Origin of the sequence: Sulfuricurvum sp. (genome assembly GCF_028713855.1) — a bacterium.
GTDB lineage: Bacteria > Campylobacterota > Campylobacteria > Campylobacterales > Sulfurimonadaceae > Sulfuricurvum.
Genome location: NZ_JAQTNN010000019.1, coordinates 1 through 13,321 on the forward strand (window position 1 = coordinate 1; position 13,321 = coordinate 13,321).

Below are 13,321 nucleotides of genomic sequence, written 5' to 3' on the forward strand. Positions count from 1 at the left end.
TACTGGGTTATTACTCAGGTATGCGCCTCAATGAGATTAGAACCAGAAGGCATGCCGATATTATTCGAGAACCTTTGTATCTTTATGACCGTAGGATTAAAGATGCAGTGTATTCGGTAGACATCAATGTTGAAGGTCTAAAAACAGATTTAGACAGTAAAACAGCCAATAGTTTTAAAACCTCGAACGCAAGCAGACGGGTAGGGTTTGTCATTTCCAACGAGAAACACGCAAAAATATTTGATGCATTTTTGAAAGAGAAATTTAAGAAAAACGAGATGTATTTGTTTAAAGATTTTGACCTGGCCGGACACTCAAAATTTGATAGCGTTATGAAGCTTTCAAAGGCGCAGATTCTGAATGAAATCATTTCTAAGGTGACGAAGAGGTATGCCACTCTTCATTCGTTGAGGCATTCCTATGCCACATGGTGGTTCATGCAAAGAATCATGAGTGGCCAAAATTTCAATGACGCGCTTTTGAATTTTTCGATCGAAATCGGTCACGTAACTCCGGACGTTACAATGAGAAGTTACATCCACTATGAACTAATTGAAGAGGTTATCGCACATGAGAGACGAAATTAAGCAAGCCATTCTCAGTAAAAACAGTTTTTTGATTTATGGATATGACCAGGGATATAACATCGATATTTTTAACGAGCTAACGGAAGGGTTAGAGTCACGTCACAACGAGATTTTTTATTTTGATATGGTGAGCTATGGGGTCAAACCGAATTTTAAAAAGGAATTGAATCGAGTCCCCCAGCAATACAATTTATTTGAGTTTTTTAAAGAAAAAGAGATCTCGAAAATACACTTTGACAGATATATCCAAGATATCTGCGATTGCCTTCATGCCGAACTGTTTGATACAAAAGTCGACGGACAAATTTATTTGAAACACCTGCTTGAGGCTGTTTACCAATCTGATGACAGCACCACTTTTGATGTAGATGAACTTATTAAGCTTCTTGGCAATATTATTAATACTCCAAAATCCAGGATAGGTAACAAATTTTTTAAAAAGCTTGATCAGTTAGACAGTTTGAAATCAAAATATCCAGATGATTATTTTACAGATTCTGACTTCGATAAACTGGCTCAGGATGCAAGACTGCTATTGGAACAGTATCTTTTTGAGGATCCCAGCAAAAGGAATTATTCAGATGTCGTATTGAAATGGTCAAATTATGATTTAGGTGTGAAGTATTTTACTAAATTGTTAGAAAGAATGAATATTCCTTTACTGAAGAAATTTAGTAATGTGCCCAAAACGGTACCTGGTAAAATAAACCATTTTCAAATTGATCACTATACAATGCGGTGTAACTATCTAGGTATGGTTTTATCTTCTATAGTCCGAAAATTGAAAATATACGATTCTTCGAATAAGCCATTAATAATCATTAACGGAAAACAAAAGGATCTTTTTAAAAGCGTAAGTATGGATATAGAAGAACTATTTCATCACTGTAGAGTTTGCTTCATTATCAGCAGCATAGAAGAGCTTGATGCGAGAGTTAATTCTTTTGTAGATGTGAAGATTTATTCTGATAAACACAAGAATTTATCTTTAGGAAATACTGGCTCGGAAAAAAGAATAAAAAATGGCTACAGTGTCCAATATTGATTTTTATGGAACACAGGGGTGAAATGTACGGTATGAGATTGTTATAGAATTAAAATAGTTTTTACAATCTTGCACAATGCCATTTTTTGAGGCTGGATGAACAATGTGTTTTACACTTACGGTTTATTCATGAAGGGAGATAAAAATGGGGTATGCAATTAAACAGATTGGGTATGTCGATGGGGATAAAATTTTAAAGGGTGTCATCCCCAACATGAAAGTCGGTGAGCTACGATATTATCCACAGGACAATCCAAATTTGTATCGTACACAGTCACGAGAACTTTCTCCTAAAATAGTGATGCGGATTTTCAAATCTATGTTTCCCGATTATGAAGTAGAGGTAAACGAAAGCGATACCTATTTGATCGACCATATTGTAAAACGCGAATCACGTCAATATGTCATCAATAAGGCTTACATCTGTATCAAAGAAGCAACTCCGGAACATGATGGAACGGTGATCAATCTGCATAACGGGTATGTATTAGTCTTCAAAGAAAAATACATCTCACCGGTTTGTTAAAGCGCTTCAATCTTCTTGATTATTTTTTCCCGATGTTCGGCAAACAACTTTTCGATTGATGAGGTAACTACTTCCACTTTCGATCCGTATTCCCCAAATCCGATCATCGTATGAATACGCTCTTTGGATGTTTGATCCAGTTCTATAAATTCTTTATCAAACAGACGTTTGATTTCGAGCAAACTCTCAATTGCCGCTCCTAAACGTTCCCGCTCATTAACCCCTTTGTCTAAATCAAGTGAATTGGCGATTTTAGAGAGTTCTTCGAGACTATTGGCTGATAAAACGACTCTACGGTCTATTTTTTCACTACTCATGTATTTATTTCCTTCTAATTTGACTTTATGGCTATATAATAGAAGTATAATAGCTATAAATGTGTATATAGTCAATATTAATGACATTATGCAAACTATAAATTAATATATCACATAGATAATACACTTTAGCTATATAGAGCGATCGGTTGCAATGTTGATGCACAATATGGCTTCGTTTTGGTATTAATACTAAGATAATACAATATTATCTTGTAAGTAAAAGGCAATTTTGGTATAATCTTTGAGAATATCGATGGATTTAGAGATGAGATTTGATTGTTTACTCAAAGTATAGAGGTCATTTAATGGATATAAGCCATTATTTTAGAGACTAATAGTCTATTTTTAATTAATTATTGTCTTATATGTGCACTATATATAAATTATTTGACAATATGTATAGATAAGTTAATAAAACCTGACTTATCCATGAAGTAAGAATGATTTTCTTAGCGTGCTATTTTTTCCGAATTCTGTGTTGATCAAATTTCAGGTTTGTTTAAAACGGATAGGGAAAAAAATCCCTTTGTAGGTTTAGCAGCTTTTTTTAAACGGTTGAAAAAGATTCAACCAAAATGTTGAAACATTGTAGTCTACCAAAGTTCAACCAGGAGTGAATATGTCACCAAAACAATTTCAAGATGATTTAGCCGAATGGGATCTCTGTACCGGTAAAGGACTCGTTAGTGATCTCGATGCTTGGCGAGATCGCTACATCACCGAGAAAGTGGCTCAAGGGGTAAGTGATAAGACCCGTAAATCGTATGGTGAAGCACTTACACCCCTTATAGAGTTTGCTCATCAGTACGATTCTATTATGGATTTGGAAGGGTTGTCGGCAAAGTTTGTCAATAACTACCTGATGTGGTATCAAGAACATCTTGCGTCTAAAGATCTCGAAGCTAAAAAGATCTCGATGGAGGAGTATAACCAAGTCGTTTCCAATCGTAAAGCCAACCGGGGGAAAAACGATGCGAAGCTCTCAATCGCCTATCGTTACGAGAAAAGTATCTCACACCGTTTGACGGTTCTCAAACAACTCCTCCTTTTTATCAGTGAAAACAACAAAGGCAACTATGACTTCACTCCTATCTTTAAATACTTCACCAAGATCAAGGTCCAAAAACGAAGTACCGATTTCGTCACCGAAAACGAACTCGAAGAGCTGATCGATTTTATGAAACACTGGCCGGATGTTTTTAAAGAGCATTTTCCGAAGAGTTCGCAGCGTTATGCCTATCGCAATGCTTTGATCGTATTGCTTTATTGTCTAAACGGTGCACGTGCTGATGAAGTGATCTCTCTAAGAATGGAACATATCAAAGAGTCCGAATACAAAGACGATCATGGTACTACACATCTGTTTTATACGATCGCTTATCATACGACAAAAGGGGATAAATACCGTGAAGTGGTGGTGAGACGTGAAGAGATTGAAGTGTTCGTTAATTACATGAGAGCTGTTCTGCCGGACCCTTCCTATGTCCTCTCAAGCACGTATGCCAATGGAACTTACACAAACAAGAAGATGCCCGATGTCGATATGTGGAAATTCACCACCTATGCTTTAAAAGCAATTGGAGTTAATAAAAGTGGACGCCATATCATCCGCAGGGGTTATGCAACCAAAGAGCTCGCCGATGGGAAAGATTTGGCAATTGTGGCAATGGAGCTGGGGCACACGTCGACAAATACGACGTTTACATCCTATGTGAAGAACAACCCGGAGTTGATGATGAAGAGAAAGATAGAGGGTACAAAAACGAAATCTTGACCGCTAACAAGTCATATTTGAGTTTAGCGTGTGTTCTATTCTCTTCGTTTCCGCAGGTCATCCCTATTAATAAATAAACACTTTTTTCAAAGCATCTAGCGTAAGCCCTTTATCTATAGTAACCATTCCATTGACAATGGTTTTAATCATTTTTTGATCTACTTCTTGTTCTAAATGAGTTATAAAACTTTCAAAATGTTCCATCATTTTACCGGTCATTTGAATCCTTTCATCGCCGGTTAAGAGCAAGGATAATTTTAAAATGTCTTGCCGATGTTTCTTCCATTTGTTATCGTTTCTTGCTCTGAGATCGTAAAATGCGGACATTTTTAGCATAATAGTAGCCTGGGTATTGGTACAAGGTGCAATTGCTGACATGCTTACATTGTTTTTGATCATCTCAAAATATTCCGGGTCCAGCATGATCGCTGATAACGAATAGAGACCCTCTTCCGGATCAATAGGGATAATCCGTTGATTTTCATCCAAATGAAGATCGTTTTCATTAGAAGCAAAAAGTTCTATCTCTTTTGCAAATCCTTCTGTCTCAGGTTTAACGAATCGGTAATAGTGATACTGATCTTTGTCACCTTTTTGTATTTCGTATTTACCCTCTTGGACGTATTGTTTGATTCTTTGAGACATCTCAACCGATGATGTGGTTAATAATACAAGATCAATATCATGAGTAGCTTTACCGTGACCATCACCTAAACCTTCATCAAGTAGCAAAACCGTTGCAAAGCCCCCTACAACAACGTACATATCCTCTAAATCTTTGCAATATTGCTGGAAATGACTTAACCCTCTGTAATCAGTTTCTTTCATCTTGGTTACCTTCAAATTTTTTCATAATCTCTTGTTCGAGTAGTTCGAGTGCGTATTGAGTACGTTCATCATTTTCTTTTCGTAAAGTTCGCAAAACATAGAGAGGATTAACGTTGTCGTCTACTGCAAAAATGGATGGATCACGATCCCACACTTCTATACGAAATCGAGCGTTTTCTTTTTCACATTCATTGAGTTCGGAAAAGTGGCGCATTCGAATTTTTGAACTCATTGCTCTTGTCGGTATACGTTCATCCATTAAGGTAGAAAACACTGATAATGCAGAATATCCACTATTCATTATAGGGTGATCGAGCATAGGAGAATCAGAATAAAAAACATATTTGATTGGTGATATTCCTTCTTCTTTCAAGCGATCATAGACATCTTCATGTGAATTGAAAACAATGCGTTTACTACGTCCTTGTTTTTCTATTCGCACATATTCAAATGATTCCAAAATAGACAAAGCAGCTGATGTCGCACGGATATCTCTGTCAATCATGGAAGCAATTTGTGAAATCATAAAGCCTGATTGTATGTTTTTATTCAAATAACCGATTAGGATCATATCAGCATCGGGAGTGAGTGACTGGAAATTTTTACGCGGTATTGGCAGTAATTTTTCTGATTTCATTTGCATTAGTGCAAACGGCATATAAACATATTTGTCTATGATGACGAAAGATTGGCGTTTTTCAATTAAACGATTGATATTTCTGCTTCCTAAAGAGTCAAAAACCAATACGACGTAGCAGGGGCACTTTTCCTCAATTTTACGTACAGCATTATAGTGAATTCGCATATCGGTAGTTGTATCTTTAACATGAGCAAATACAACTCCGAAACCACTAAGACTACAGCTCCATAGATCATATCCAGCTTGAATATATAACGGTAGACTCATAGTGAGTTCTTTTTCTTGTATGCCATAGCCAGTTGTAGTTTCTATGTAATGGAATAGTGCATCTTTATACTTCATAAACTTATATTAGCATAAAATAGGCATTATTTGCAATAATATGTAAATATTGAATAATTAATGTAAATTAAAGGCTAATAAGATGAATTGAAATAGATACTAGAGTTTAAATTTGGTTAACCTAAGATAAATTATATTGAAAATAGCAAACAGCCAATATAGATAATTAGGCAAGAAATAGAGATTATTATTCTAACACTTAATACTTCTAAAATAATACAATTTCCCTCTAAATAAATTAGTGGAGAAATAACATGAAAATAGCATTAGTTACAGGTGGTAGTAGAGGTTTAGGCAAAAGTATCGCATTAAATCTCGCAAAAAAAGGGTATGACATTATCCTTACCTATAAAAGTTCACAAACTGAAGCGGAAAATGTCGTCCGTGAAATCACCCAACTAGGTTGTAAGGCTGTTTCATTGCAACTCGATGTTGCACAGACCGATACATTGGCTAATTTTGTAGAGAAATTGCTCCTAGTTTTAAATGATCGTTGGGGGACATCTCCAAAAATCAATCTGTTAGTCAATAATGCCGGTATTGGTATTAATGCCGCATGTGCCGAAACTACAGAAGTGCAGTTTGATGAGTTAATGAACATCCATCTCAAAGGACCTTTCTTTTTAACACAAATGTTGCTGCCGTATATTGCTGATGGTGGAGAGATATTGAATCTATCCTCAGGGCTTACCCGGTTTAGCTTGCCTGGGTATGGGGTATATGCAGCTATGAAAGGGGCTATAGAGGTCATAACACGCTATCTCGCACTCGAACTAGGTGAGCGAAAAATCACGGTCAATACTATCGCTCCGGGTGGGATTGAAACCGATTTCGGCGGCGGTGCGCTAAGAGATAATCAAGACATTAATGCGTACGTAGCATCCCAAACCGCACTGGGACGCACCGGATTACCTGATGATATAGGTGCAGCCGTTGCAGCAATCGCATCAGATGATTGCCGATGGATGAACGGTCAACGGATTGAGTTAACCGGTGGAATGCGTTTGTAATGACAAATCGATTCATTATGTGTATAATAGAATTTATCTAAAGATAGAGGAAATTACACCAAACAATGATGTCGGAACTAAGCCAAAAACTGCTTCGTATTGTTGAAAATGAGGCCATGGATGAAGGTATAAATAAAACCGTTGTACCTTATATTCAATTTTTCAAGGCATCCGATGTTTCTCAAGTTCTGCATGTGGTTTATGAGCCATCATTCTTTGTTATCGTACAAGGTGCAAAAATTCTTACATTAGGGGACCATACTTATCGGTATGACCCCCTATCTTATCTAATCTCTTCTGTACATCTTCCAGTAACAGGACAGATCGTTGAAGCTTCTAATTCACACCCTTTTTTATCGATACAAATCACGTTCACAACAGAACAAATTTATGAAATTATCGAAGAGTATAATGATTTAAATATTAATGACAATTGTGAAGCCTCTTTAGGACTTTGCATGGAACCAATAACCACCGAGATGCTTGAAATCATTTATCGACAACTTTCTTTAATAAATTCACCTAAAGATATAAAAATGTTAGCTCCTTTATACCACAAAGAACTTCTGTATCGAGTATTGCAACAAGGTAGTGCTACTGCATTACGACAATTTGCCTCTGCGCAAAGCAATGCTGGACGTATCTCTAAAGCGATTCGGTTTATGCAAAATGATTTATTTGAACCGATTCATATCCAAGAGTTGGCTGATGTTGCAGGGATGAGCGTCTCATCTTTTCACAAGTATTTTAAAGATATTACTTCAATGAGTCCGATTCAGTATCGAAAGCAGAATCGTTTACAGGAGGCGCGTCGGTTGATGATAGCAAAGCAAATAAATGCTTCAACCGCTGCATTTGAAGTGGGGTACGAAAGCGCGTCACAATTTAGCAGAGAATATGCAAAATATTTTGGGCTTCCACCAAGTCAAGATATTAAAAAGATCAAACAGGCGTTAATTTAGCTAGGGGTGTTTAGCTCTTTATCATCACGCCATGTAAACTTAGCCAAACGTTTAGCGATTAGCCACTCTCCATTGATACGTACATATTCATCCTTATAGATGATACCGTTGGTGTTTTTCATCTTTTTACCATCTATACTTGATACTAATACAACCATGCAATAGTGATCAGAGGTGGCTTTGTCGCCACTGATCTCGACGGTTTGCTGTCCATTGATATGGTAGACGGTTTCGAAGTTTGATAAGAATGAAGAGAATACATGATTAATCTCATCACGTCCGCGCATAGACGCGAACAGTGTATCGCCGAAGTAAGTATCTACTGTGGCATCTTCCGTAAAGAGGAGCATCTGAGCCTCAACATCTTTGTCGTCGGCTAGGTTTGAAAATTTATCGACAAGGTGCTTGAGTGCTGCTCTGTCTTCTAGTTGTTGAATTCGTTGTTCTAAAGTTGGGTTCATGTTTATCCTTTATGTTCAGTTTTAAGCGATGCACTATCGATTACAAAACGGTACTTGACGTCGCTTTTGAGCATACGCTCATAGGCTCCGTTGATATCTTGAATATTGATCATCTCAATATCCGAGGTGATGTTATGCTCTCCGCAAAAATCGAGCATCTCTTGGGTTTCAGCGATTCCACCAATGACCGATCCCGCAACCGATTTACGCCCTAAAATTAATGGTACTGTGCTGAGTATTGGTTCTAATCCGCCCACATATCCGACAAGGACAAGCGTTCCGTTCAGCGATAGCGTATTGAGATATGGATTGATATCATGAACATCGGGGACGGTATCGATGATGAGTTCATAGTGCCCTTTGACCGATGCCATTTGCTCCTCATCGGTTGAGATGACGATAGTATCAGCCCCAAGACGGCGAGCATCTGCTTCTTTCCCCGGTGAGCGGGTGAATAAAGTCACTTCTGCTCCCATCGCCTTTGCCAGTTTCAGTGCCATGTGACCAAGACCGCCCAAGCCTATAACCGCTACTTTGCTCCCAATGCCTACTTTCCAGTGACGAAGAGGGGAATAGGTAGTGATACCGGCACACAGCAACGGTGCAGCACCCGCAAGGTCAAGCCCCTCAGGAATTTTCAATACGAATTTATCTGATGAGACGATTTTTTCAGAATACCCGCCATATGTTGGCATCCCGTCATGTCGGTCATACGAGCCATACGTTAATGTGTGACCATTTTCACAATACTGTTCCAACCCATGTTCACATGGTTTACAGTGTTGACACGAATCGACCATACAGCCTACGCCGACATGATCCCCCGCTTTAAATCTTGTCACTGATGAACCGACACTCAAAACACGTCCGATAACTTCATGACCGGGAACCAACGGATAAAAGCTCCATCCCCAATCATTACGAGCCATATGTAAATCAGAGTGGCACACACCACAATAAAGAACTTCGATGAGTACATCATCCACGCGTGGTTCGCGACGCTCAAATGTATAGAGTGATAAATCGGTAGTAGCTGATTGTGCAGCGTATCCTAAAACGTTCATAATATTTTCTCCTCTAAATAGTTATAGTAATTGTATGCTCTTTGATTAAATGAGTGATAGACAATTCTTCTATATTTATTGCCTATTTCTGCAAATAATGTATAAGCACACTGTAGTATTCATTCTATTTTCATAACCTATCTATTACTGTAATTGATTATATTCTTCATCTGTGACATGTTCCAGCCACGTTGCCGGACCTTTATCAGGATCGACTTCGATGGCTAGGTGTGCAAACCAACTATCTTTAGCCGCTCCATGCCAATGTTTAGCATCAGCGGGAATCTCTACAACATCTCCTGTATGAAGTTCCTTTGCTGGCTCACCCCATTGCTGATAATAGCCTCTGCCACCCGTCACAAGAAGTATCTGCCCGCCTGCATGTTTATGCCATCTGTTACGACACCCAGGCTCGAAAGTCACGTTTCCGATAGGACATGCTGAGCCAAAAGGGGTCAACATTTTAAGCCATACGGTACCTTTAAAATAATCACTTTCAAATTTTTCACCAATAGGGAAAATGACACTGTTACTTAAATCGTTTGTACTCATAATTATCTCCTTGGGGGTTATTTTCGCATCTTTCGTCTTCTAAATTAATCAACAAGAGCTTTTAGGAGCGAGCTCTCCAAAGAAATACGAAGCCGTAACTCCCCCATCCATCAGGAAATCGCTCCCTGTGATAAATGCACCATCACTGCCCATAAGAAGTGCGGCGAGATTGGCAACTTCGTCCGAAGTGCCGGCTCTGCCTATCGGGCAAAGCTCAATCATACGGCGGTAACCTTCTCCACGTGGACCGGTTAGCTCGTCAACTGCAAGTGGTGTGATAATGATCCCCGGACTAATCGTATTGATCCGAGCACCGCGCTTGCCCCATCGAACCGCTTCTGCCATCACCCGTAATGAGTTCCCCCGTTTTGAGAGTTGATACGCGTGTAAGGTGTCTTTCACCTGTCCCTGCTGAAGCATCGGAAGTGCTAAAAGTTGATCGGCTGGTGTAGTTGCAAGAAGTCTATTTTGTTCATCGCTAAGAGCACCCAGACGATGCCCTGATTGAGAGGAGATAACCACACCTGAACCGCCAGAGGCGATGATATTCCCAAACTCCTCCAGTATGTATGCCGTACCCACCATATCAACCGCTAAAATTTGCTCAATGGATGCTTGCGAAGGTGAAACTCCGGCTGCATGGATGAGCCCCGTAACCTTTCCGAGTGCTGCGGCTTTCTTGGCAAGGCGTTTAACTTGGTCGCGTGAGGAAATATCTACGAGTTCAATGGTGACCTCAAACCCTGCATTCGTTAAAACGTCAGCAGCAGCATCCGCAACCTCTTTGCTCAAGTTGGCAAGGAGGATATGTTTTCCTGAACTCACTCGGCGCGCGATTGCAACACCTATCGAGCCTGATCCTATTAAGACTGTGACATTTTTCATAATTATCTCCTAGCTAGATGTTTGTTTATTCTATATTTGGTAAACCATTCGAACAATAATTATAGAGCGTAATGAAATATCGCGATAGAATGATTTTGTATATTAATTGCCTAATTCTGCAAATATATCTATATGTTTCGCTCTATTTTTAATAACTGTGCAAATACTAAAATTCCGATTAAGACACTGAGTATCCCAATGGGAATAATTGATTTAATAGAGAACAAACTGATAGCTATCCCACCCAGTGCTGCTCCAGCGGCAAATCCAACCTGGATTATCGAGCTGTTCAATCCTACCAATATAGTCGAAGCATTGGGCACCAAAGTCGATAAATTATAACTTTGGGTTGGACCGAACATCCACATCGCCATTGTCCAAAAGAGAAGCATAATTATTGTCATTGGCAATGAATGTGAAAAGAGATACATCATAATAAAAGATAAGATAATGATTGTTAATGTAGTAAAGATAATGGGTGCTATTCCTATTCTATCAGCCAACGATGCACCCAATTTTGAACCGATAACACTTGCGATACCTAAGAGTAAAAAGATCAAACTAAAGGTATGTTCATTAATTGGTTTTATTGACAAAAGCAGCGGCGCGATATAGGTAGTTATGATTGAAAAAGCGATAAATATAAAAAATGAGAGACTAAGACCCAAAACTACTTTATGATTATTTAAAAGTTTTAATTGCTTATTTAAAGGTATCCTTTCTTGTCCTAAAATATTGGGAATATGGTAAATGATAAAAACGGTTCCAATCAGTACCAATGCCAAAATCGTCCAAAATATCATCTGCCAATCATACATTATGGTTATCGATCTTCCGATAGGGACACCTAATACCAAAGAGAGACTAAACCCCAAGGCAATATTTGACATTGCGCTCCCTTGTCGTCCCTCTTTTGCAAGTTTTGAGGCTAGGATATAGGAAACGACAACGAATACTCCGGCACCTATACCCGTAACCATTCTTGCAAGAATCAGAAATTCAAAATTTGTAGCAATGGGGGTTAAAAAAACTCCTGTAAGAAAAATAGAAAGTGCGATTAGGAGTTGTTTCTTTTGATGGTGTTTTGCAATTACCATTGCGACAATAGGAGTCCCGATTCCACTTGCGATAGCATAGACCGTAATTAATTGGCCTGCCGCAGAGATAGAAATATTCATGGACTCTGAAATTTTATCCAGTACCCCGGCGATTACAAATTGCGATGTTCCTACAAAAAAACTTATTAGTGTTAAGAGATATATTCTCAAATTATTTTTCATTTATTGTCCATTATAATTTTTTAATTGAGCTAATATTATAAATCTTTCCAAAATTTATCGATAGAATAATGATAGATATTCATTGCCTATTTCTGCAAATGGTATATAATATCTTTTGAAAAGGAGTCATCATGAACACAAAACTGTTTGACATATACCGTCAAGAACTGATTGAACGTATTCAGACAAAATGTCGAAATGAAGGGTTATTTGAAACCGAAGTTCCAGCTTTGAGTTTTTATCATTCAACCAAAGAGACAGAATTTTTAACAACCGTATACGAACCCTCATTGTGTGTCATCGTGCAAGGGGCAAAAGCGTTAGGTCTCGGGGATGAAATGTTGATGTATAACCCTGATTCCTATCTTCTCGCATCCATTCATATGCCCGCACGAGTGAGAATTGCAGAAGCATCTACAGACGCCCCCTATCTTTCGTTAAAAATCACCTTTTCTATGGAACAGATTTTTGATGTTATGAAAGAGATCGATGAGCAACCTTTTAAATCTTCCTCAAAAGCAAACCACGGCTTGCATATTGGTGATATGAGCCAACAGTTGCTCGAACCGATACTAAGACTAGCAAGACTTATGGATACACCGAAAAATATACCGCATATATCACCGTTAATTATCAAAGAAATACTCTATTTGATCATCAATGAAGAGGGAGGGGACTTTCTCCGCCAATATCTAAAAGATGGAAGTGCAACTCAACGAATCGTACAAGTCATCACAAAACTCAAAGATGATTTTGCCGAAAAACTGGATATCGAGTCCCTCGCAAAGTCGGTGTCAATGAGTGAATCCTCGCTCTATCATAATTTTAAAAAAATAACGACAATGAGCCCCCTGCAATTTCAAAAAACTCTCCGCCTTAAAGAGGCAAGACATATCCTTATGACCCAGAATGTTGATGCATCACAGGTCGCGTTCGATGTCGGGTATGAAAGCCCATCGCAGTTTAGTCGGGAGTACTCTCGTATGTTCGGATTTCCGCCTAAAGCGGATATAAAACGCTTGATGGGAGATTGTTCAAATTGAAT

14 protein-coding genes and 1 pseudogene are annotated in these 13,321 nt (G+C 38.5%); 7 read left to right on the top strand and 8 right to left on the bottom strand.

The window, feature by feature from the left end:
- From PHI47_RS13505 to PHI47_RS13515, 3 genes and pseudogenes are all read left to right on the top strand, one after another.
- Positions 1 to 587, top strand: a pseudogene (locus PHI47_RS13505) (hypothetical protein); the annotation flags it as partial.
- Positions 571 to 1,632, top strand: a complete 1,062-nt coding sequence (locus PHI47_RS13510) for a hypothetical protein (RefSeq protein ID WP_299938488.1) — start codon at positions 571 to 573, stop codon at positions 1,630 to 1,632. The pseudogene PHI47_RS13505 and the gene PHI47_RS13510, both read left to right, overlap by 17 nt.
- A 145-nt stretch (positions 1,633 to 1,777) precedes the next feature.
- Positions 1,778 to 2,158: a hypothetical protein gene (locus PHI47_RS13515; RefSeq protein ID WP_299938490.1), complete on the top strand. Its 381-nt coding sequence runs from the start codon at positions 1,778 to 1,780 to the stop codon at positions 2,156 to 2,158.
- Here the strand turns inward: PHI47_RS13515 and PHI47_RS13520 are convergent.
- The gene (locus PHI47_RS13520; RefSeq protein WP_299938492.1) at positions 2,155 to 2,475 is read right to left on the bottom strand and encodes a hypothetical protein; all 321 of its coding nucleotides are present in this window, start codon (positions 2,473 to 2,475) and stop codon (positions 2,155 to 2,157) included. The two genes, PHI47_RS13515 and PHI47_RS13520, sit on opposite strands and share 4 nt — an antisense overlap.
- A 622-nt stretch (positions 2,476 to 3,097) precedes the next feature.
- On the opposite strand from PHI47_RS13520, the gene PHI47_RS13525 reads away from it, so the two are divergent.
- Positions 3,098 to 4,252, top strand: coding sequence for a site-specific integrase (locus tag PHI47_RS13525; RefSeq protein ID WP_299938494.1), 1,155 nt, complete (start codon positions 3,098 to 3,100; stop codon positions 4,250 to 4,252).
- A gap of 66 nt (positions 4,253 to 4,318) precedes the next feature.
- Here PHI47_RS13525 and PHI47_RS13530 read toward each other — a convergent pair whose 3' ends face one another.
- Together PHI47_RS13530 and PHI47_RS13535 are read right to left on the bottom strand one after the other, a co-directional pair.
- Positions 4,319 to 5,080, bottom strand: a complete 762-nt coding sequence (locus tag PHI47_RS13530) for a hypothetical protein (RefSeq protein ID WP_299938496.1) — start codon at positions 5,078 to 5,080, stop codon at positions 4,319 to 4,321.
- The gene (locus PHI47_RS13535) at positions 5,067 to 6,062 is read right to left on the bottom strand and encodes a hypothetical protein (RefSeq protein ID WP_299938498.1); all 996 of its coding nucleotides are present in this window, start codon (positions 6,060 to 6,062) and stop codon (positions 5,067 to 5,069) included. Before PHI47_RS13535 ends, PHI47_RS13530 begins: the two co-directional genes overlap by 14 nt.
- 254 nt (positions 6,063 to 6,316) lie before the next feature.
- Between PHI47_RS13535 and PHI47_RS13540 the strand changes: the two genes are divergently transcribed.
- On the top strand, positions 6,317 to 7,072 hold the full coding sequence (locus PHI47_RS13540; protein WP_299938502.1) for an SDR family oxidoreductase: 756 nt from the start codon (positions 6,317 to 6,319) through the stop codon (positions 7,070 to 7,072).
- Between the two features lie 65 nt (positions 7,073 to 7,137).
- Entirely contained in the window at positions 7,138 to 8,034 is an 897-nt protein-coding gene (locus tag PHI47_RS13545) for an AraC family transcriptional regulator (RefSeq protein WP_299938505.1), read from the top strand.
- Here PHI47_RS13545 and PHI47_RS13550 read toward each other — a convergent pair.
- The 5 genes from PHI47_RS13550 to PHI47_RS13570 form a co-directional block, all read right to left on the bottom strand.
- Entirely contained in the window at positions 8,031 to 8,495 is a 465-nt protein-coding gene (locus PHI47_RS13550) for a nuclear transport factor 2 family protein (RefSeq protein ID WP_299938508.1), read from the bottom strand. The genes PHI47_RS13545 and PHI47_RS13550 overlap by 4 nt on opposite strands.
- A 2-nt stretch (positions 8,496 to 8,497) precedes the next feature.
- Entirely contained in the window at positions 8,498 to 9,559 is a 1,062-nt protein-coding gene (locus tag PHI47_RS13555) for an NAD(P)-dependent alcohol dehydrogenase (RefSeq protein WP_299938511.1), read from the bottom strand.
- A gap of 144 nt (positions 9,560 to 9,703) precedes the next feature.
- Positions 9,704 to 10,111 (bottom strand): cupin domain-containing protein, encoded by a 408-nt coding sequence (locus PHI47_RS13560; protein WP_299938514.1) that lies wholly within the window; start codon positions 10,109 to 10,111, stop codon positions 9,704 to 9,706.
- A gap of 48 nt (positions 10,112 to 10,159) precedes the next feature.
- Positions 10,160 to 10,996: an SDR family oxidoreductase gene (locus PHI47_RS13565; protein WP_299938516.1), complete on the bottom strand. Its 837-nt coding sequence runs from the start codon at positions 10,994 to 10,996 to the stop codon at positions 10,160 to 10,162.
- Positions 10,997 to 11,124: 128 nt separating this feature from the next.
- Positions 11,125 to 12,276: an MFS transporter gene (locus PHI47_RS13570; protein ID WP_299938518.1), complete on the bottom strand. Its 1,152-nt coding sequence runs from the start codon at positions 12,274 to 12,276 to the stop codon at positions 11,125 to 11,127.
- Positions 12,277 to 12,407: 131 nt separating this feature from the next.
- Here PHI47_RS13570 and PHI47_RS13575 point away from each other — a divergent pair, with 131 nt between their 5' ends.
- On the top strand, positions 12,408 to 13,319 hold the full coding sequence (locus PHI47_RS13575) for an AraC family transcriptional regulator (protein ID WP_299938521.1): 912 nt from the start codon (positions 12,408 to 12,410) through the stop codon (positions 13,317 to 13,319).
- The last annotated feature ends 2 nt before the right edge of the window (positions 13,320 to 13,321 follow it).

Bases quoted from the DNA above. Each gene is read 5' to 3' on its own strand.
- PHI47_RS13510 (WP_299938488.1), top strand. From the start codon at position 571: ATGAGAGACGAAATTAAGCAAGCCATTCTCAGTAAAAACAGTTTTTTG.
- PHI47_RS13515 (WP_299938490.1), top strand. From the start codon at position 1,778: ATGGGGTATGCAATTAAACAGATTGGGTATGTCGATGGGGATAAAATT.
- PHI47_RS13520 (WP_299938492.1), bottom strand. From the start codon at position 2,475: ATGAGTAGTGAAAAAATAGACCGTAGAGTCGTTTTATCAGCCAATAGT.
- PHI47_RS13525 (WP_299938494.1), top strand. From the start codon at position 3,098: ATGTCACCAAAACAATTTCAAGATGATTTAGCCGAATGGGATCTCTGT.
- PHI47_RS13530 (WP_299938496.1), bottom strand. From the start codon at position 5,080: ATGAAAGAAACTGATTACAGAGGGTTAAGTCATTTCCAGCAATATTGC.
- PHI47_RS13535 (WP_299938498.1), bottom strand. From the start codon at position 6,062: ATGAAGTATAAAGATGCACTATTCCATTACATAGAAACTACAACTGGC.
- PHI47_RS13540 (WP_299938502.1), top strand. From the start codon at position 6,317: ATGAAAATAGCATTAGTTACAGGTGGTAGTAGAGGTTTAGGCAAAAGT.
- PHI47_RS13545 (WP_299938505.1), top strand. From the start codon at position 7,138: ATGATGTCGGAACTAAGCCAAAAACTGCTTCGTATTGTTGAAAATGAG.
- PHI47_RS13550 (WP_299938508.1), bottom strand. From the start codon at position 8,495: ATGAACCCAACTTTAGAACAACGAATTCAACAACTAGAAGACAGAGCA.
- PHI47_RS13555 (WP_299938511.1), bottom strand. From the start codon at position 9,559: ATGAACGTTTTAGGATACGCTGCACAATCAGCTACTACCGATTTATCA.
- PHI47_RS13560 (WP_299938514.1), bottom strand. From the start codon at position 10,111: ATGAGTACAAACGATTTAAGTAACAGTGTCATTTTCCCTATTGGTGAA.
- PHI47_RS13565 (WP_299938516.1), bottom strand. From the start codon at position 10,996: ATGAAAAATGTCACAGTCTTAATAGGATCAGGCTCGATAGGTGTTGCA.
- PHI47_RS13570 (WP_299938518.1), bottom strand. From the start codon at position 12,276: ATGAAAAATAATTTGAGAATATATCTCTTAACACTAATAAGTTTTTTT.
- PHI47_RS13575 (WP_299938521.1), top strand. From the start codon at position 12,408: ATGAACACAAAACTGTTTGACATATACCGTCAAGAACTGATTGAACGT.